Raw genomic sequence first — 20709 nt, forward strand, 5'->3', positions numbered from 1 at the left:
TCTTCACCTCTCAAATATAGAACATGTATCCTGTATCGTCTTCTTCTGCTAAATCTTGTAATGTCGTTGAATCGAGTACGTGATCAACCGCTTGCTGGATTTTATCCCACAGTTTGCGTTTTGTGACCTCGTCACACGCGTCACCTTCGACGACGACGAGTGGTCCTTCAAGTAAACGGATGATTTCACCAGCTGTGATGCTTTGTGCTTCACGGCCTAACTTATATCCACCGTAAGCACCGCGCACACTTTTGACGAGACCACCGTTACGAAGCGGCGCAATCAACTGTTCGAGATAGTGCTCAGATAAGTCGTACATCTGTGCGATTTTTTTTAAAGATAATGGTTTGGATTCAGCTTCTTTCGCGAGTGCGATCATGATCGTCAGACCATATCGCCCTTTCGTCGAGATTTTCATCATGCGAAGGATCATCCTTTCTAGTATAGTAGTAGCTAAAAGTGGAAGGAGCGTATGTGTATGGCACATTTATTTGAATCCCAGTCCCCTGCCGGACCGCTTGCGAATCGGATGCGTCCGCAGAATCTGGATGAGATCGTCGGACAACGCCATCTGATTGGAGAGACGACGCTCCTGCGGCGTGCCATCCTAGCCGACCGTCTTGGAACCGTCATTTTTTACGGTCCACCCGGTACTGGTAAGACGACGCTTGCGCGTGTCATCTCCAGCTATACGAAATCAGCATTCGAACAACTGAATGCGGTCACGGCAAAACTGGAACAATTACGGGAAATTTTAAAAGCAGCCGAAGCCCGTCTCCAGTTCGAAGATCAAAAAACGATCCTCTTTCTTGACGAGATTCATCGCTTCAATAAGATGCAACAGGACGCCTTACTGCCGGCGCTTGAAGCAGGGACGATTACATTGATTGGCGCGACGACGGAAAATCCGAGTTTTGAAGTCAACGCCGCACTCTTATCACGGGCAACGGTCTTTCGTTTTGAACCCCCGACGGCAGATGACTTACGGATTGTCCTCGACCGGACCCTGAAAGACGTAGAACGTGGTCTTGGCAAGTATCCGATTGCAATCACGGACGAAGCGATCGATCATTACGTCAAGTTGTCAGATGGCGATTACCGGGCATTGTTGAATGCACTGGAACTCGCTGTCTTGACGACGCCGGAAATCGACGGTCAGATCACGATCGATCTCGCTGTCGCCGAGGAATCGATTCAGCAAAAAGCATTGAAGTATGATAAGGACGGTGATCGTCATTACGATGTCATCTCTGCCTTCATTAAGTCGATTCGTGGCTCAGACCCGAACGCTGCGCTCTACTGGCTCGCCGTCATGATCGAAGCGGGCGAAAGTCCTCGCTTTATCGTGCGCCGTCTCTATGTCCATGCGGCAGAAGACATCGGTCTATCGGATCCGCAAGCGTTACTGATGGTCGATGCCTGTGCCCGTGCTTGTGAATACGTCGGTTTCCCGGAAGCACGCATCCCGCTCGCTGAAACGGTCTTATACCTCGCGACGGCACCGAAATCGAATGCTGTCATCTCAGCGATTGATCAAGCATTGACGCTCGTTCGTCGCTCGGACGGGGGACCGGTTCCGCCTCACTTGCGCGATGCCCATCACCCAGGGGCGGCAGCACTTGGCAATGGCGTTACCTATCAGTATCCACATGATTTCGAGCATGCTTACGTGCCACAGAATTACTGGCCCGAAAACCTCGCCCGGACGAAACCGGTCTTTTACCGCCCGAGTCCGCGCGGCTTCGAAAAACAACTGCAGGCCCGACTTGATTTTTGGAATAAACAAACAGCTGCGCATCAGAAAAAGCGACCATAAGGTCGCTTTTTTTAACGAACGCGCTCGATCGTCACGCCGGCTTCACGGACGATTTCATTGATGACGTAGCTTGCTGCAATCAATCCACCGACTGAAGGCACGAATGCATTCGAGCTCGGTGGCATTTTTGCCTTTCGAATCGCAGCATCATCGTTTCCGACGACTTGGCGGACTTCTTCAATGATTTTGACAGGTGGTTCATCTGAAAAGACGACAGGAACACCTTTATGGATGCCTGCCTTCCGGAGTTTCGTCCGAATGACCTTTGCTAATGGATCATAACTCGTATCTTTGATGTCAACGATCTTGATGCGTGTCGGATCCATCTTGTTTGCCATCCCCATGCTCGAGATGATCGGGATGTTACGTTTCTTACATTCTTGAATCAAGTGAATCTTGAATGAGACCGTGTCCGAAGCATCGATGACATAATCAGGCTTCTGTTCAAAGAATGACTCGAATGTTTCTTCATTGTAGAACATCTTCAAACGAACGATTTCAAGGTCCGGATTGATTAACGCAAGACGTTCTGCCATGGCATCGACCTTCGGCTGACCGACTGTCGGGAGCAAAGCATGGATTTGTCGGTTGACGTTCGTGATGTCAATGTCATCCTTATCAACAAGAATCAAACGACCGACACCACTACGGGCAAGTGCTTCTGCTGAGAACGATCCGACACCACCGATTCCCAAAATAGCGACAGACTTGGATGCCAATGCGTCAAGTCCCGTTTTACCGATTGCTAGTTCATTACGCGAAAATTGATGTAACATCTCATAACCTCACAATACTCATACTGTTTTACTCGGAATTATATCATAAAAAAAAACGTCATGCGACGTATCAAACGATAAAATAATAAGACGATGGGACCCGAAGTGCCGTGTCGATACCTTATTTTTGAACCTGCTGTGCAGGTGGGTGTCTTATCCGATTCCTATTCGTACGTCCTCCTGCTGTGTTACGAGGCATGTACTACTAGTTGGAACGTCAAACTCCCTATCAAAAAAGAGTGGCTCAAAGATAAAAGGCGGCTCTCGTACAATTCAGGAACCCCATCTGATGCATTTAATATAGCATTCTCCCCTCTGAATTGCAACTACTTCCGACTCCAGAACAGGATGCTTTTTTCAGGTCCAACGTTTCGTAAAATGCTGGTTCGGATCGTATCTTTCTTGCTGAAACACGGGATCAAACCGTGGTGTGCGCGTCGCATTCCCGACACCTGCGATAAACGCCCAGTTGCCATAGTTCGAAGCGACATCATAATCAATCAATTGTTGTTCAAAATAACGCGCTCCGATTCGCCAGTCCTGCTTTAATTCATGAATCAGATAACTGGCAACGATCTGCCTCCCTCGGTTCGACATCCATCCGGTTTCGCAAATTTCGTTCATGAAGGCATCGACGAACGGCACACCGGTTTCGCCTTCTATCCAGCGTTCGATTGCCGCCTGGTCCGTTTTCCACGTGCGTTGTCCTTCTTGTAGTCCACCTGATCGAAAAAGTCGACTTCCCGTCTCACGCATCGTCAAATGGAAGAAGTCACGCCACAATAATTCAAAATACAACCAGTACGTCGATTCATTCGCTCCTTTTCTTCGCTCGGCTTCCTGCAATTCAGCCATGACGCGACGCGGTGACAGTGACCCGTTTGCTAACCAGGCAGACAGCTTCGAGGAATCATTTCGTAAGAACCCATTGCGTGTTTCTTTATAGGTAAATACAGGCTCAGCAAGATATTCTTGCAGACGTGCCCTCCCCGCTGATTCTCCGCCTCGAAACGGAAATGCCATCTCTGGATCTGCTTCAACCGACTTCTCTTTCATCAAATGAATTCCTGATGGTGGATCAAGCGGATCGTAAAAGGTTCCGTTTGCCTCGACCCGTTTTCGAAACGCCGTAAAAACACGCTTCAGTTCATCGCTTCCGATGTCTTCCCGGCGATGCAGCGTCTGTGTCTCAAAGGAACGGACCGTATATTTATCTTCGATATACTTCTCGCTTGCTGCTTCTTCCGTACCGGTCATCTTATGGAAATAGATCGTATCATCCGGTTGCACGTAAGCGTCAAGTACTTCAGGTACCCTGCCCTCTAGAATGTCTAACGTAATTCCGATTTGCGACAGATGATTGGCTAAATTTTCAAGTGTCTCCTGTTCGAACTTCGCTTGTTGTGTTCCACGCTCAAAGTCCCGCTTTTTCTTACTCTTAATATAAACAGCGCGAATCGTGTCCTGTTCCTCGCACGCGCTCCGGAGTGCCTCATGGTCATCGACACGTAAATCATGACGGTACCAGACGATTGCTCCCATTCTCATCGACTCCCTTCTTCTCTACTATGACCCGACTGCATTACTTAGAAAACCACTCGATGTGCCGATGAGGTTTTAAGACGTTGTTTTCGTGGAATATGATTACTACAACAAATCAGAGGAGTGAATGAATCAATGGCAGCAAAACGCGGTAAACTCAGAACACTAATGACGCTCGTAACGACGGTTGGACCAATCGTCTATAAATTCTATAAAAAACAGCAATCGAAAAAATCAATCAACAATCCAAAATAAAAATGGACGTCTCCTCAACGGAGCGTCCATTTTTAACGTTTACTGACCCCTTCACTCGCTTCTACATAAAACCGCCATGGATAGGCTGTCGCTTCCCCGGCATTCGGAATACCGATGCGTGTCGTCTGAACGATTGCATCGACCGGATCAGCAACAAGTCGAAACCGGGTTTGATAAAGATCTTGACCTGAGTCGGCTGTCGTTAAACCGAACCCTTGGCACAATTTCGCCGGCCCATTGACGAGGTTTCGTCGTTGAACCGCCGTCAACTCCGCGTAGGAACAGCCAAAACGGCGTGCTGCTACAAGATCGTGTCCACTGATGATTTCCGCTCCCCGGAGCAAGAGTCCGTAGCCTTCCCCTTCATGTCCACAGACGACGTTCATACAATGGTGCATGCCGTACGTGAAGTAGACGTACAAATGTCCCGGTGGACCGAACATCGGTGCCGTCCGTTTCGTCGGTTTTCCGGAAAACGAGTGCGCCGCTTGATCGTGAGGACCAAGATACGCTTCGACTTCGACAATCCGCATCGTCACGTCATCAACCGTAATCTGCGTTCCTAAGAAATCTGGCCCGACTTCAACCGGTGAGCGTTCAAAAAACTGTCGTTCCATTCTTTCTTCCTCCTCCATGAAACAAGCGAACCTTCCTATATTGGAAGATTCGCTTGTCGTAGTTTACGATTGTTTCACTGCTGTCCGAATCGAGAGATCGTTCAATTGCGCATCCGAAACCGGGCTCGGTGCTGCCGTCAACAGATCACTTGCTGATGCTGTTTTCGGGAACGCGATCGTATCGCGTAAGTTCGAACGTCCTGCGAGCAACATGACGAGACGGTCTAGACCAAGGGCGATCCCTGCATGTGGTGGCGTTCCGTATTCGAATGCTTCCATCAAGAAGCCGAACTGCTCGTTTGCTTCTTCTTCTGTGAAGCCAAGCAGTTTGAACATCCGCTCCTGGATATCCCGTTCGTAAATCCGTTGTGATCCACCGCCAAGTTCGTAACCGTTCAAGACGAGGTCATACGCGACTGCGAGGACTTTTCCAGGATCCGCCTCGAGTAATTCGAGATCTTCACGACGCGGCATCGTGAACGGGTGGTGGTTCGCGTAGAAACGGCCGTCTTCTTCTTCATACGTGACGAGTGGGAAGTCCGTCACCCAGAGGAAGTTGAAGACTGACTCATCGATCAAGTCGAGTTCCTTCGCTAACTTCTGACGGAGCGCACCTAAGCTGTCGGCTACGATCGATGCTTTGGCTGCGACGAATAATAACAAGTCGCCTGCTTCCGCATCGGTCGCCGCTGTCAGACGAGCCGTTGCTTCTTCGTCGAAGAACTTCGCGATCGGACCGTTTAGTCCTTCTGCTGTCACTTTGACCCAAGCGAGCCCCTTTGCACCGTAAATCGCCGTGAATTCTTGTAACTTATCGATGTCTTTTCGTGAGAAACGTTCAGCGGCACCTTTGACGTTCAATGCCTTGACTTCGCCACCTGCTTCAAGCGCCATGTCGAACACCTTGAATCCTGCACCTTTGACCGCTTCCGCAACATCGATCAATTCGAGACCAAAACGTGTATCCGGTTTATCCGAACCATAACGGCTCATCGCTTCTGCATACGGCATGCGTGGGAATGGTGTCACGATGTCTTTGCCAAGCGTTTCTTTCATGACACGTGTCATCATCGACTCCATCATCGCATACAAGTCTTCGATGTCCATGAAGCTCGTCTCGATGTCGACTTGCGTGAATTCCGGTTGACGGTCTGCCCGTAAGTCTTCGTCACGGAAACAACGTGCAATTTGGAAATAGCGCTCAAAACCAGACACCATCAGCAATTGTTTGAACAATTGTGGGGATTGTGGCAAGGCGTAGAATTCACCTGGGTGAACACGACTTGGAACGAGATAGTCCCGTGCGCCTTCTGGTGTCGATTTCGTTAAGATCGGTGTCTCCACTTCAAGGAAGTCCTGCTCATCGAGAAAGTTCCGCATGATATTCGATGCTTTCGAACGGAGACGGAATGTCTCTTGGAGCGACGGACGACGTAAGTCGAGGTAACGGTATTTGAGACGTAAATCTTCTGACGTCTGCTCCGCTTCTTCACTGATCGGGAATGGTGTCATCTTCGCTGCGTTCAAGATGACGACTTCGTCTGCGACGACTTCGACTTGTCCAGTCGGGATGTTCGGGTTCGGATTCTCACGGGCGATGACATGTCCTTTAATATCAAGGACATACTCCGAACGAATCGATTCCGCAAGGCGGTGTGCCTGCTCGTTTTCCGGTTGGAAGACGATTTGGACGATGCCACTCCGGTCGCGGAGATCAAGGAAGATCAATCCTCCTAAGTCACGTCGTTTTTGAACCCATCCTTTAAGTTGAACGTGTTGTCCGATGACGTCTTCCGTCACCTGACCGTTCATATGTGTGCGTCCGATCATTGTGCTTCCTCCTTTAATTTCGCGACGATCGTATCAGCGACTGCTGATAACGGAACGTCCGCCTGTTCCCCTGTAGCCATGTTCTTGAGTGCCGCTGCGCCACGCTCGACTTCTTCGTCTCCGAGGATGACCGTGTAGCGTGCCTTCAAGCGATCGGCTGCCTTGAATTGTCCTTTGAACTTCCGACCGAGATAATCGCGATCCGCGACAAGTCCTTCGAGGCGCATCAATTGCAAGAGACGTGTTGCTGTCTTTTCGACTTCGTCACTGCCTTGCGCGACGATAAAGACATCGATTTGATCGTCAACGACTGGTAAGACGTTCTCATTCTCAAGCGCCATCAAGAGGCGCTCGATCCCGATTCCGAATCCGATCCCCGGTGTTGCCGGTCCCCCGATTTGTTCGACGAGACCGTTGTAACGTCCACCGCCACACAGTGTCGTGATTGCTCCGAAACCTTCTGCTTCCGACATGATCTCAAACGCCGTGTGATTGTAATAGTCGAGTCCGCGGACGAGTGTTGGATCAACGACATACTCGATACCGAGTGCATCAAGGTGAAGTAAAACTTCATCGAAGTAGGCTTTTGATGCCGGGTTTAAGTAATCGAGAATCGATGGTGCCGTCGCCATGCTCGGGTGATCGCGGTCGACCTTACAGTCGAGGATACGAAGTGGGTTCGTTTCGAGACGGTTCTGACAGTCCTGACACAACTCGTGCGCGACCGGTTTGAAGTGGTCAACGAGTGCTGCCCGGTGTGCTGCGCGGCTTTCGTGATCCCCGAGTGTGTTGATGACGAGCTTAAGGTGCTTTAATCCGAATGACCGGTAGATGCTCATCGCAAGACTGATCACTTCCGCATCGATCGCCGGTTGTTCACTGCCGAGTGCTTCGACTCCGTATTGGTGGAGCTGACGGAACCGACCCGCTTGCGGACGTTCATAACGGAACATCGGTCCGATATAGAACAATTTCGTCGGTTGGTTCGGTGAACCGAACAGTTTGTTCGTCACGAATGAACGAACGACAGCAGCCGTTCCTTCTGGGCGTAACGTCAACTGGTCTTTTCCGCGCTTCTCAAGCATGAACATTTCTTTTTGAACGATATCCGTCGTTTCGCCGACTCCGCGTTTGAAGAGTTCTGTCTCCTCAAAAATCGGTGTCCGGATTTCCTTATAGTTGTAACGCTTACTGATGTCACGTAATTGTTGTTCGATGTACTGCCAGCGTTCGACTGTTCCTGGAAGGACATCAAACGTACCGCGTGGTAATTTCATCTCAAATTCCTCCTTTTTGAATACAAAAAAGTCCTCGTCCGCAAAGGGACGAGAACTTGAAGATCCCGTGGTACCACCCTGGTTGTCAAATCACATTTGACCACTCGGTGCAGTTAACGCCTGCGTACGATCTTCCCTACTATCGGTTCAGGAAGATACCTCGGAAGGGTCTTTCATCGAGTTCGTCTGTTCGCCCTTCCAGCCAAGGGGCGACTCTCTAAGCAGACGAGGTCTTGATTACTCCTCTTCGTCTTCGGTCATATGAATCATTTGGTTACGTTTAATATTGCCTCGTCTCTCGGTTCCTGTCAAGCGTTTGCTTCTTTTTCAAGAATCAATGTCACCGGTCCATCATTGACGAGGGCGATATCCATCATCGCTCCGAACTGACCTGTTTCGACCGTCAGTCCTTGCGCACGAAGCCGTTCGTTGAACGCTTCATACAACTCATTGGCAACATCCGGTTTCGCCGCTTCTGTGAAGGCAGGACGACGACCTTTTTTAACATCGCCATACAGCGTGAACTGCGAGACGGATAGAATCTGACCGTCGACATCTTTTAATGAACGGTTCATCCGTTCTTCCTCATCTTCAAACACACGGAGTCCCGCGATTTTATCAGCCAACCAGTTCACCTGCTCGATCGTATCTTCATGCGTGACACCGACCAGCAAGAGAAAGCCTTGCTTGATCTGACCGATGACCTCCTGATCAACTGTGACACTTGCTTCTTTGACTCGTTGTAATACGACGCGCATGACTCATCCGCTCCTTACGTCATCATGACGCGATGTACCGCATACACGTCAGAGATTTGTTTGATCCGATCGACGACTTTCTGTAAATGATTGACGTTGTTGATCGCGATCGTCATCGTAATTTTTGCTTGTTTACTGTCGTCGCCTTTCCCGCTAACGGCAACGATGTTCGTATTCGTCGCAGATACCGACTGCAGGACATCGTTCAATAATCCTGCCCGGTCGAATCCAGAGATTTCGATTTCAACGTTATAGCTCTTGACGGCTTTTCCTTCATGTTCCCACTCGACTTCGAGCAGGCGTTCCGGATTTTGTTCATGAATGACGTTCAAGCAATCGGTCCGGTGAATCGAGACACCACGTCCACGTGTGATATATCCGACGATATCGTCTCCCGGAACCGGGTTACAGCAGCGGCTCATCCGAACGAGCATGTTATCGATGCCTTTGACACGAACGCCTTCCGGATTTTCCTTCTTCGGACGGTCGAACGTCTTCATCTCGCTGATTGCTTCATTCAATTCTAGATTTTTGGATTCTTTGTCTTTGCGTAATTTTTCCGTCAATTTATGTGCGACTTGGGCAGCGGTTAGACCGTGATAGCCAACAGCAGCATACATGTCTTCTTCTTGCGAGAAGTTGAACTTCCGTGTCACGTCTTCAAGTGTCTTCTCGTTGATGACCTCTTTCGGATCAAATCCGAGTTTCTTCACTTCCGCTTCGATCAGTTCTCGTCCTTTGGAGACATTCTCTTCGCGTTGCTGGCGTTTGAACCATTGACGGATTTTATTCTTTGCCTGACTCGACACACAAATTTTGAGCCAGTCCTTACTTGGACCGTAGCTATGCTTCGACGTGACGATTTCGATGATGTCACCTGTCTTCAGCTTATAATCGATCGGCACCATCCGACCGTTGACTTTCGCCCCGATCGTCCGGTGGCCGATTTCCGTGTGGATCCGGTAAGCATAATCAATCGGAACAGAGCCTTTCGGCAATTCGATGACGTCGCCTTTTGGTGTAAAGACGTACAACATGTCACTAAAGAAGTCGACTTTGACCGATTCCATGAACTCCTCGGCATCTGCCGTATCCTTCTGCAATTCAAGAATTTCACGGAAATGGGCGATCTTGTCCTCAAAGCCTGATTTCGCTTCCTGCTCCTTGCCTTCCTTGTACGCCCAGTGAGCGGCAATTCCGTACTCGGCAATGAAATGCATGTCCCGTGTCCGGATTTGGACCTCGAGCGGCTCGCCTTTCGGTCCGATGACCGTCGTATGCAGCGATTGATACATGTTCGGCTTCGGCATCGCGATGTAATCCTTGAAGCGTCCCGGCATCGGTTTATACTGCGTATGAATGATTCCGAGAACAGCGTAACAGTCCTTGATCGAATCGACGATGATGCGAACAGCCATCAAGTCATAGATTTCGCTGAACTCTTTTTTCGAGTTTTGCATCTTGTTATAGATGGAATAGATATGCTTCGGACGTCCATCGACTTCTGCTGCGATTTGGACGTCATCAAGTACTTCGTTGACCTCTTCGATGACCGAACCGACGAGTGCTTCCCGCTCCGTCCGTTTTTGTTTCATCATCGAGACGATCCGGTAGTACTGTTGCGGGTTGATATAACGCAAACTGATGTCTTCGAGCTCCCATTTGATCGTCGAAATCCCGAGACGATGGGCAAGCGGCGCAAAGATTTCAAGTGTTTCTTCCGCCTTTTGGACCTGCTTCTCCTTGACCATGTGTTGCAACGTCCGCATATTGTGCAAACGGTCGGCCAGTTTGATCAAGATGACACGAATGTCCTCCGCCATGGCGATGAACATCTTGCGATGGTTCTCCGCCAATTCTTCGCGCTTCGATTTATATTTGATTTTCCCGAGCTTCGTGACGCCATCGACGAGCATCGCGACGTCAGGTCCGAATCGTTCCGTTAATTCTTCAAGTGTAATGTCGGTATCCTCGACGACGTCATGAAGAAGCGCAGCGACGATCGTCGTTGCATCCAAACCAATATCGACTAAGATACCGGCAACCTGTACCGGATGAATGATGTACGGTTCCCCTGAACGGCGGAATTGACCATCATGTTCGTCTTTCGCGAATTGGTAAGCCCGTTCGATGTCTTTGACTTCATCTTGCGTCATGTATTCCGCACATCGAGCGAGAAGGTCTTCTACATTTACGATTTGTTTATTTGTCATCCCTTTTCCTCACCCAGTCCCCGGGATCGTCTGCAACGGAATCCCTAATATATAGTTCTTATTATCGTGAAATCTCGAGAAGATGTCAAAATAAAAAGAAATACCCCCTTGGTCACCATGTACCAAGAGAGTATGTCTGCTTTAGTCTTCGTAGCGAATCAATGAAAGTACGTCGTATCCTTCGAGTTTCTCACGTCCACCAAGACCATCGAGTTCGATCAAGAATCCGATGCCGGCAACCGTTCCGCCTAATTTTTCGATCATTTGGATCGTCGCTTCGATCGTTCCGCCTGTCGCAAGTAAGTCGTCGAGGATGACGACGCGTTGTCCCGGTTGGATTGCGTCTTCGTGCATCGTCAAAACATCTTTTCCGTACTCAAGACCATACTCGACACGGACTGTCTCACGCGGTAACTTTCCTTCTTTACGGACAGGAACGAATCCGATTTCCATCGCGTATGCTGCCGGACAACCGACGACGAACCCGCGTGCTTCCGGACCGGCGATGATATCTGCACCTTTACTACGCGCATACTCGACGAGTGCATCGACCGATTGTTTATATGCCGGTCCGTTCTGCATGAGTGATGTGATATCTTTGAAACTGATTCCTTCTTTCGGCCAGTTTTCGACCTCTTTTATATGCTGTTTGAACTCCATGTCTTTTCCTCCTGCTTCGCCGCTTCTACCAAAGTATCAAAACGCTCTTTCAACTGAGCGAGTGACGAATAAATGTATTGTTGCTCGAGCTCTTGACGCGCTTCATGACGCTGGTACGTCGGAGCTTCCGTCAGATCCCGTTTTGCAGCGTTTGGGTTCACACCCGGCAGCCCGTCCTCCATTGTAACAAGAAAATCAAGTTCCGAGAATACCGAATGCATAAAGTTAATCGATCGTTTCGTCCATTTTCGCGATTTCGACAAACGTACTAGACCGATTCGCAGCTCGTCACGCGGGCATTTCGCAAAATACTGGAAGTAATGTTTGAAGTCTTCGCGTGACGGGACCGTTTCGAAATAATAGCCTTCGTCCTTAAAGGCACAGTAAATCCGTTCTGCCTGTTGCACGTATGGATGAAATGCCGCTTCCTCTTCCGGTAAGTCGAGGAAAACGATATTTTGACGGATCGGACCATTCAATGGACGTTCCGCATACTTTTCTTTTACTTCATCGGTGAAAGCAACGAATGTCGTCGTCTCACGTGGTAAAGCAAACAGCTCGCTCAGCGGACGTTTGCCCCCACGGTAATCAAACACCTGGACATCTTCGACGGCGACGTCTTGAATCATCAACTGCGGTTTACGGAACCCATTCCATTCATTGATGTTCAGACTTCCCATCAAATGGATCTCTGACAAGGTCGAAACTTCATCGACGAGATCACCGAATCCGAAACCGATCGCGTCGAGTTCTTTCCCGTCACCGGACAGCAATGCCTTGACATGCGTCAAGTCACGACCAATCCGTTTCATATCGCGAATCTTCGCCTGCTCGATGACGATCCGTGGTGCAGGATTGCCCATACCGAACGGTGCCAGTCGCTGAATGTCTTCAATCAACTGGATCGAGACGTCACTGACCTGTAAACGTAAGTCGACATCAATCGTCGCGATGAATGCATCATCCGGCAGGCTACTCGCCTGTTCATTCAAGCGGCGGCGTAACGTTTCGACGTCATCGGAAGAGAGCGTCATGCCGGCAGCGGCTGGATGCCCGCCGAAGTGCGGCAGGATGTCTTCACATTTCGTCAGCTCCGCAAATAAATCAAAGGCAGGAATCGACCGTCCGGAACCCTTCGCCGTTCCTTTTTCAGCATCATGACACAGCATGATGACGGGACGATGATACTTCTCGACGAGTCGTGACGCCACGATACCGACGACACCCGGATTCCAGTCTGCCGCATCAACGACGAGGACGCGGTCATCTTTAAAACGTTCTTCGACAAGCGCTGTCGCTTCTTCGGCAATCTGTTTGACGATATCCTGGCGTTGTTTATTTTGTTGGTCGAGCTGTTTCGCTAAGTGCAGTGCTTCATCCTTACTTTCAGCAAGCAACATCTCAAGCGCCGGCATCGCAGAATCAAGACGTCCTGCCGCATTGATCCGTGGACCAAACGCAAATCCGACTGATTCTTCCGTTAGTTCGTCCTCCGTCAAACTACAGACGTCACGTAAGGCAAGGATACCCGGACGTTCACTTGCGTTCAGCGCCTCGATGCCGCGGATCGCAAGCAACCGGTTCTCTCCGACGAGTGGGACAAGATCGGCGATCGTTCCGAGTACGGCAAGATCAAGTAATTCGATCGGTTCCCGCTCGAGGAGTGCATGCGCCACTTTAAAGGCAACACCGGCTCCGGCAAGCTTCGAGAAGGGATAGTCTGGGTCAACACCCGGATGAATCAAGGCGAACGCATCGGGTAACGTCTCTTTTGCCTCGTGATGATCGGTGATGATTAAATCGACACCGAGTTCTTTAAGAACAGTCGCTTCATGAATACCGGAAATCCCACAGTCGACCGTGATGACGAGGCTGAACCCTTCTTCCGCCGCCCAGCGAAACGCTGCTTCGTTCGGTCCATAGCCTTCTGTGAAGCGGTTCGGGATGTAACACTCTGCCATCCCTCCGATTTCAATCAAAGCATGCCAAAGAATTGCTGCCGAACTCACACCGTCGACATCATAGTCGCCGTAAATCAAAATCATCTCACCTTCGTTGACGGCTCGCTGGATTCGCTCGACGACTTTTGGCATATCCTTAAACGCAAATGGATCATGGAACGCCATTTGGTCGGTTTCTAAAAAATCACGGGCGGCTTCACGTGTCGTGAACCCCCGTTGGACAAGTAGTTGTGCGACGTGCGGAGAAATCGTGCCATCCGACGTCAATTGTTCGATCTGTTCAGAATCAATGACTTTATCAAGCCATGTTTTTTTAGCATGGTACATCTCAAACCCTCCAATCAACTTCCCCATTATAATGGAAAATCCGCACCAGCGATAGCTGATGCGGATACTCTTTTAAGAAGCACGTTTTGTCCGACCCAGTGTCCGACCTTTCATGACGAGCCAGAGTTGCGCGGCAATGAAGATCGATGAATACATTCCCATGATCAAACCGACAAGTAGCGCAAGACTGAATCCACGGATGGATTCACTACCGAAGATATAGAGCGCTGCTGCCGTCATGATGACTGTAACGACCGTATTGATCGAGCGGATGATCGTCTGTTGAATCGATTCGTTGACGACATGCGCCAATTCATCGAACGTGACTTTCCGTCCACCTTTTTGAGCGAAACCGAGATTTTCCCGAATCCTGTCGAATGTAACGATCGTATCGTTGACCGAGTACCCGATGATTGTCAGGACTGCTGCGATGAAGTACAGGTTGACTTCGATCTGGAAGAGCGAGAAAAAGGCGATAATCATCAAGGCGTCATGAAGAAGAGCGAGTACTGTCGCAATTCCGTATAACGGCTGGAAACGGAACGAAACATAGATGACGATTCCGAGAGAAGCGAGCAAGACCGCATAAATCGCATTGCGGGCGATTTCCCGACCGACTTGTGCGGATACCGTCGAGATACTCGGTTCTTTATCGTACTTCGCTTCGACTGACTTCTTGATTTCTGAAACCTGTTGTTGATTGAATTCACCGACGAATGTGACATTCGCTAGTTTTCCACCTTGCGCGAATTGAATCCCGTCGATTTCTGCAGGATCGATGCCCGCGTCTTCGATGACGGAGCGGACGTCCGTTTCCTTGATTTGGTTCGTCGAGGAAATCTCGACACGTGTTCCTTGCGTAAAGTCAATCCCGAGGTTAAGACCACGGAACGACAACAGGAGCACCGAAATGACGACGAGCGCAATCGTGATCGCAAAATAGACTTTACGATGTTTGACGTAATCGAATTTCGTAGGATTAAAGCTCACGGATTTCACTCTCCTTTACACCGAACCATGATTTCTTCTTATCGAACCATCGGCTGCTGACGAGGAGCTGCATCAGGTAACGTGAGACGAAGACGTTCGTGACGAACGTGACGGCGATCGAGACCATCAGCATGATCGCGAATCCTTTGACCGTACTTGTTCCGAAGTAATACAGTACACCGGCAGAAATTAGCGTCGTCAAGTTGGCATCAAGAATTGTACCGAACGAGCGGCGGTTCCCGGCTTTAAATGCCGACAGGACCGATTTACCGCTTCGCAGCTCATCCTTAATCCGTTCAGCAGTGATGATGTTCGCATCCACCGCCATCCCGACTCCGAGAACAAGTGCCGCAATCCCAGGTAAGGTAAGGACGGCATTGATTCCGTTAAAGAAGATCATGACGAGATAGATATAGAATAACAATGTAATGATCGAGACAAATCCAGAGACGCGGTAGAACAGCAACATGAACAGGAAGACTGCTGCTACACCGATCGCTGATGCGAACAATGTCTGATCCAGTGCATCTTGACCAAAGGCAGCTGAGACGGATGTCGAGTAGATTTCATCTAACTTGACCGGTAGTGCACCGGCATTTAGGATCGACGATAGTTGTTTCCCGTACTCGGCATCGATATCGCCACCAGAGATGATTGCCTTATCCGAGTTGATCGGTTGTGTGACCGAAGCATCCGAGACAATCTTCGAGTTTGCTTTTTGAATCTCTTTTTCGTAGGTGTCACCTTTTTCATAATCGAGCCAAATGACGAGACGATTCGCGGGCGGTTGCATTTGCGAGACCTTTTGTGTCACTTCATAGAATTTTTGCTTGGACTTCATCGTCAATTCGACGAGAGGTTCGTTCGTGTTCGGATCATATCCGACCTTCGCCCCTTTGGCTTTTAAGTCTGAACCGTCAAGCAGGAGCTTATCGTTGATATCACGGAATGACAATTGGGCCGTAGACGACAAAATCTTCCGAGCTTCTGTCTGGTCTTTGACACCAGCGAGTTGAACACGGATCCGGTTATTGCCTTCGATCCGGATATCCGGCTCCGAGACACCGAGGACGTTGACACGGTTCTCGATTGCCGTCAGCGTCGCACTCATCGCGTTTTGATCGATGACATCCCCTTCTTTTAGTGGTTGTACTTCATACAAGACTTCGAAGCCGCCTTTAAGGTCAAGGCCAAGCTTCGTATCCTTCATCAACCATGACGACGTCGTACCGATCAGTACGAGCAACGCGATGACGATGATGAAGAATGTGGCAAGTTTCCCTTTCTTGATCATGCTACATTGTCCTTTCTCTAGTTCCCAGTATATTTTCAGACAACTTTGTTCTCCTATCCTAGCTTACAAAAGAAATGGCAATCATAGCAAACGTTTTTCTCATATATAAACAGAAAAGACGCTCCGGGATCCGGAAAGCGTCTTTTCAATACCTCATTCGGCCGTTTCATCTTCCATGACAGTCGTTGATTTTTTCGTCACTTCTGCCACAGCACTCCGGTTGAATGTCAATTGTGCATTACCTGACTTCAACGTCACGGTCATGTCGTCCACCTTTTGGACAACCCCGTGAAGACCACCGATCGTAACGATCGAATCGCCGCGTGAGAGTTCGTTTTGCATCTGACGCACTTGCTTCTGGCGTTTGTTCTGTGGACGGATCAACAAGAAATAGAACACCACGAAGATCAAGATCATCGGGAGGAATGTGAGTAATTGTTGCATCGTATTCAGCTCCTTTATCATTCAAATCACGTTCATTATACCGTGAAAGATTTGATTTGTCAGACGATTTGTTAGAAATTCTTTGCGTTCGGCAGATTGTAACCGTATTCTTCGAAGAATTCTTCCTTGAAATCAAGCAGACGATCCTCACGAATCGCTTGGCGAACGCCTTCCATCAACTTCACGAGGAAGTGAAGATTGTGTGTCGAACAAAGATGCAGACCGAACGTTTCCTGCGCGCGGATCAAGTGATGAATGTACGAACGCGAGTAATTCTTACAGGCGTAGCAATCACACTTCTCATCGAGTGGACGGAAATCACGTGCATATTTGGCGTTTCGGACGACGAGACGACCTTGTGATGTCATCAATGTACCATTGCGTGCGATCCGTGTCGGTAAGACACAGTCGAACATATCGATTCCGCGGATTGCGCCTTCGATCAACGCATCCGGTGAACCGACGCCCATCAGGTAACGTGGTTTATCTTCCGGCATGAGGGGAGTCGTGAATTCGAGCGCCCGGTACATGACGTCTTTCGGTTCACCGACCGACAGACCACCGACCGCATAACCCGGGAAATCAAGTGCTACGAGATCTTTCGCACTTTGGCGACGTAAGTCTTCATATTCGCCACCTTGGATGATACCGAAGAGTGCTTGATCGTGCGGACGTTCGTGCGCAGCAAGACAGCGTTCTGCCCAGCGGCTCGTCCGTTCGACAGATGCTTTCATGTACTCATGAGAAGCTGGATACGGTGGACACTCATCAAACGCCATCATGATGTCTGAACCGAGTGCATTCTGGATTTCCATCGCTTTTTCCGGTGATAAGAACAATTTGTCACCGTTCAAGTGGTTCCGGAAATGAACGCCCTCTTCCGAGATGTTCCGGAGGTCAGCGAGTGAGAAGACTTGGAAGCCGCCTGAATCCGTGAGAATTGCGCCATCCCAGTTCATGAATTTATGCAGACCGCCCGCTTCCTTGATGACGTCATGTCCCGGACGCACCCAGAGGTGATACGTGTTCGCGAGGATGATGTTTGCGTTCATGTCCTTGATTTGTTCCGGTGCCATCGTCTTGACCGTCGCTTGTGTTCCGACCGGCATGAAGACCGGCGTCTCGAAACTGCCGTGCGGCGTGTGGACGATTCCTAACCGCGCTCCGGATTGTTTACATGTTTTGATATGTTCGTATGTTACCGCGTGTTTAGTCATTAGTTTCGTTCCTCTCTCGTTAAGAACATCGCATCACCGAAGCTAAAGAAACGATAGCCGTTCGCGACAGCTTCTTCGTAGGCATGCAGAATGTGTTCCCGTGTCGATAAGGCGGACACGAGCATAATCAATGTTGATTTTGGTAAGTGGAAGTTCGTGATCAATCCATCGATCCCTTTGACTTCCTGCCCCGGGAAGATGAAGATGTCCGTCCAGCCCGTTGCTTCAACGAAGTCACCGTGATCACGAATGACCGTTTCAAGCGTTCGCGTTGACGTCGTACCGACCGCGATGATCCGTCCGCCTTGTTTCCGTGTTTCGCGTAGCAAAGCAGCTGAACTTTCCGGCAGTTCATAGTACTCGCTGTGCATCTTATGACTATCGACATCGTCGACCGAGACCGGACGGAATGTCCCGAGTCCGACGTGTAACGTCAACGGTGCGATCCGGACGCCTTTTGCTTTTAATGCTTCGAGCAACTCCGGCGTGAAATGAAGACCCGCCGTTGGTGCTGCCGCACTGCCACGTTCGCGAGCGTAGACCGTCTGGTAACGATCTTGATCCTCGAGTTGTTCGTGAATATATGGTGGCAATGGCATCGTTCCGAGTTGATCGAGGACTTCATAGAAAATCCCGTCATAGAAAAACTTCAGGATTCGTCCGCCGTCTTCCAGTGCTTCAACACATTCAGCGCGGAGTAATCCGTCACCAAACGATAGAATCGTTCCTGGTTTAACGCGTTTTGCCGGTTTCGCCAGTGTTTCCCAGACATCGTCACTTGTCTGTTTCAAGAGCAGTAATTCGATTTTCCCACCTGTCTCTTCCTTCACACCAAAGAGACGTGCCGGTAAGACTTTCGTATCGTTGATGACGAGTGTATCGCCTTCGCGGAAGTGGTCAATGATCTCATGGAAGTGCTGATGCTGAATCGCACCGGTCTCCCGGTCGAGGACCATCAATTTTGAACTCGTCCGGTCGAGCAATGGCACTTGGGCAATTTGTTCTTCTGGTAAATGAAAATCAAATAAGTTTACATCCATTGGTTCAATTTCCTTCTTTCAGTCCTAAATGTTGGCGGGCGAACGGTGTTAAGACACGTCCGCGCGGAGTACGTTGTAAAAATCCTTGTTGCAACAGATACGGTTCATACACATCCTCGATCGTCTGCGCATCTTCCCCAATCGTTGCTGCAATCGTCTCGAGTCCGACCGGACCACCGGCAAACCGTTCTGCTAATGAGCGCAGTAAACGATGGTCGACATCATCGAGCCCGAGCGCATCGACATGTAAGCGATCAAGCGCACTTGTCGCGAGTGTCGCGTCGATGTCGGTTTGATGGGCGACTTGGGCGAAATCACGGACACGCCGTAACAACCGGTTCGCAACACGTGGAGTTCCGCGTGACCGGAGCGCAATCGCTTCTGCCGCGAGGCGATCCGCTTCAAATCCGAATAGACGCGATGTTCGAGTCACGATGGCAGACAACTCTGACATCGTATAATATTCCAGCTTCAGCGTCACGCCGAAACGATCACGTAGCGGTGCCGATAGCATTCCGGCACGTGTCGTCGCGCCGACGAGCGTAAACGGTGGCAAGTCGATCCGGACGCTGCGTGCGAGTTCCCCTTGACCGATGACGATATCGAGACAATAGTCTTCCATCGCCGGATAGAGAATCTCTTCAATCGATCGACTTAATCGATGAATCTCGTCAATGAAGAGAACGTCGCCCGGCTCAAGCGATGATAGGATCGCCGCTAGATCACCCGGCCGTTCGATCGCGGGACCGGCTGTCGTCTTGATGCCGACCCCCATCTCGTTTGCGATGATCGTCGCGAGCGTCGTCTTCCCGAGACCCGGAGGACCGTAGAGTAAGACATGGTCGAGTGTTTCCTGACGGATTTTTGCCGCCTCGATGAAGACACTCAAGTTTCCTTTCGCTTTCTCCTGCCCGATATATTGCTCGAGCGTCTGAGGACGCAGACTCCACTCTTCTTGATCTTCCGCATGGGCGGATTCTGACAAAATGCGCTCTTCCATGTCCTCACCTCACATTCAATAACAACTGGAGTGCCCGTTTGACATATTGATCCGTCGACAGGACTTCTGCCTGCAACGTTTTTTTGACTTTCTCGACTTCTCGGTCACTGTAACCGAGCGCCGTCAACGCTTCACACGCTTCGTTCAGCTCAGCATTGCCTTGTGCGAACAATCCTTCACTCGGTACGTAATCCGGCGCGAGCTCGGCTAACTTCCCTTTCAGGTCGAGCGTCATTTGCTTCGCTGTTTTCTTGCCGACCCCCGGGAACTTGACGAGATAACTTTCCTTCTCTTGCTCGATCGCTTCAACAAGCGCATCAACATTTCCGGATGCGACGATTGCGAGCGCTCCTTTTGGTCCAATTCCTGTGACACCGAGCAACTTCGTGAACAAGGCGCGCTCACGACGGGAACGGAATCCGAATAAGACTTCTTGGTCCTCTCGGACATAATGATACGTATATACGATGATCTGTTCGTCTCCGGTCCGATAAAAAAACGGGTTCGGTGCTACGATTTTGTAGCCAATCCCGCCGACTTCTACCGTCACGAATTCCGCACAGACATAAGCGACTTCGCCGCGTACGAATTCTATCAATGTGGAACGCTCCCATCTATAAACAAACTCTCGTGTTATTGTAGCATACATCTTCGTTTGGCTTCAAAGCGTTCTTCAGCAAAAATCAATACAT

16 protein-coding genes, 1 other RNA gene, 1 pseudogene and 1 other annotated feature are annotated in these 20709 nt (G+C 49.8%); of the genes and pseudogenes, 1 reads left to right on the plus strand and 17 read right to left on the minus strand.

Going from position 1 to position 20709, the window contains the following annotated elements:
* Positions 1–10 precede the first annotated feature (10 nt).
* Positions 11–418 carry a cysteine metabolism transcriptional regulator CymR gene (gene cymR, locus ACRPK8_RS00245; RefSeq protein ID WP_432236888.1) on the minus strand — a complete coding sequence of 136 codons (408 nt, stop codon included), beginning with the start codon at positions 416–418 and terminating at the stop codon, positions 11–13.
* A gap of 60 nt (positions 419–478) precedes the next feature.
* Between cymR and ACRPK8_RS00250 the strand changes: the two genes are divergently transcribed.
* Entirely contained in the window at positions 479–1816 is a 1338-nt protein-coding gene (locus tag ACRPK8_RS00250; protein WP_432236405.1) for a replication-associated recombination protein A, read from the plus strand.
* A gap of 11 nt (positions 1817–1827) precedes the next feature.
* Here ACRPK8_RS00250 and ACRPK8_RS00255 read toward each other — a convergent pair whose 3' ends face one another.
* From ACRPK8_RS00255 to ruvA, 16 genes and pseudogenes are all read right to left on the minus strand, one after another.
* Positions 1828–2592 carry a tRNA threonylcarbamoyladenosine dehydratase gene (locus ACRPK8_RS00255; protein ID WP_432236406.1) on the minus strand — a complete coding sequence of 255 codons (765 nt, stop codon included), beginning with the start codon at positions 2590–2592 and terminating at the stop codon, positions 1828–1830.
* A gap of 93 nt (positions 2593–2685) precedes the next feature.
* Positions 2686–2875, minus strand: a non-coding RNA gene (ssrS, locus tag ACRPK8_RS00260) — 6S RNA.
* 74 nt (positions 2876–2949) lie between these two features.
* Positions 2950–4134: a DASH family cryptochrome gene (locus ACRPK8_RS00265; RefSeq protein WP_432236407.1), complete on the minus strand. Its 1185-nt coding sequence runs from the start codon at positions 4132–4134 to the stop codon at positions 2950–2952.
* A gap of 287 nt (positions 4135–4421) precedes the next feature.
* Positions 4422–5006: a DNA-3-methyladenine glycosylase gene (locus ACRPK8_RS00270; RefSeq protein WP_432236408.1), complete on the minus strand. Its 585-nt coding sequence runs from the start codon at positions 5004–5006 to the stop codon at positions 4422–4424.
* 63 nt (positions 5007–5069) lie between these two features.
* Positions 5070–6836, minus strand: coding sequence for an aspartate--tRNA ligase (gene aspS, locus ACRPK8_RS00275; protein WP_432236409.1), 1767 nt, complete (start codon positions 6834–6836; stop codon positions 5070–5072).
* The gene (hisS, locus tag ACRPK8_RS00280; RefSeq protein ID WP_432236410.1) at positions 6833–8113 is read right to left on the minus strand and encodes a histidine--tRNA ligase; all 1281 of its coding nucleotides are present in this window, start codon (positions 8111–8113) and stop codon (positions 6833–6835) included. Before hisS ends, aspS begins: the two co-directional genes overlap by 4 nt.
* A 41-nt stretch (positions 8114–8154) precedes the next feature.
* Positions 8155–8376 (minus strand) — a binding site (T-box leader).
* Between the two features lie 45 nt (positions 8377–8421).
* A complete protein-coding gene (gene dtd / locus ACRPK8_RS00285; RefSeq protein ID WP_432236411.1) occupies positions 8422–8871 on the minus strand; it encodes a D-aminoacyl-tRNA deacylase in 450 nt (149 codons plus the stop codon).
* A gap of 14 nt (positions 8872–8885) precedes the next feature.
* A complete protein-coding gene (locus ACRPK8_RS00290) occupies positions 8886–11084 on the minus strand; it encodes a RelA/SpoT family protein (protein ID WP_432236412.1) in 2199 nt (732 codons plus the stop codon).
* 141 nt (positions 11085–11225) lie between these two features.
* On the minus strand, positions 11226–11744 hold the full coding sequence (locus tag ACRPK8_RS00295) for an adenine phosphoribosyltransferase (protein ID WP_050677592.1): 519 nt from the start codon (positions 11742–11744) through the stop codon (positions 11226–11228).
* A complete protein-coding gene (gene recJ, locus ACRPK8_RS00300; protein ID WP_432236413.1) occupies positions 11723–14032 on the minus strand; it encodes a single-stranded-DNA-specific exonuclease RecJ in 2310 nt (769 codons plus the stop codon). The genes ACRPK8_RS00295 and recJ overlap by 22 nt, the downstream gene beginning before the upstream one ends.
* Before the next feature lie 72 nt (positions 14033–14104).
* Positions 14105–16316: pseudogene (secD, locus tag ACRPK8_RS00305) on the minus strand (protein translocase subunit SecD).
* 153 nt (positions 16317–16469) lie between these two features.
* The gene (yajC, locus tag ACRPK8_RS00310) at positions 16470–16760 is read right to left on the minus strand and encodes a preprotein translocase subunit YajC (RefSeq protein ID WP_432236414.1); all 291 of its coding nucleotides are present in this window, start codon (positions 16758–16760) and stop codon (positions 16470–16472) included.
* A 71-nt stretch (positions 16761–16831) separates the two neighbouring features.
* Positions 16832–17977 (minus strand): tRNA guanosine(34) transglycosylase Tgt, encoded by a 1146-nt coding sequence (tgt, locus tag ACRPK8_RS00315; RefSeq protein WP_029342245.1) that lies wholly within the window; start codon positions 17975–17977, stop codon positions 16832–16834.
* A complete protein-coding gene (queA, locus tag ACRPK8_RS00320) occupies positions 17977–19017 on the minus strand; it encodes a tRNA preQ1(34) S-adenosylmethionine ribosyltransferase-isomerase QueA (RefSeq protein WP_432236415.1) in 1041 nt (346 codons plus the stop codon). Before queA ends, tgt begins: the two co-directional genes overlap by 1 nt.
* 4 nt (positions 19018–19021) lie before the next feature.
* Positions 19022–20017, minus strand: coding sequence for a Holliday junction branch migration DNA helicase RuvB (gene ruvB / locus ACRPK8_RS00325; RefSeq protein WP_055968701.1), 996 nt, complete (start codon positions 20015–20017; stop codon positions 19022–19024).
* Between the two features lie 4 nt (positions 20018–20021).
* Positions 20022–20615 carry a Holliday junction branch migration protein RuvA gene (gene ruvA / locus ACRPK8_RS00330; protein ID WP_394679230.1) on the minus strand — a complete coding sequence of 198 codons (594 nt, stop codon included), beginning with the start codon at positions 20613–20615 and terminating at the stop codon, positions 20022–20024.
* Positions 20616–20709: the final 94 nt, after the last annotated feature.

The sequence above is a fragment of the Exiguobacterium sp. TDN 0502 genome, assembly GCF_050846835.1.
Lineage (GTDB): Bacteria > Bacillota > Bacilli > Exiguobacteriales > Exiguobacteriaceae > Exiguobacterium_A.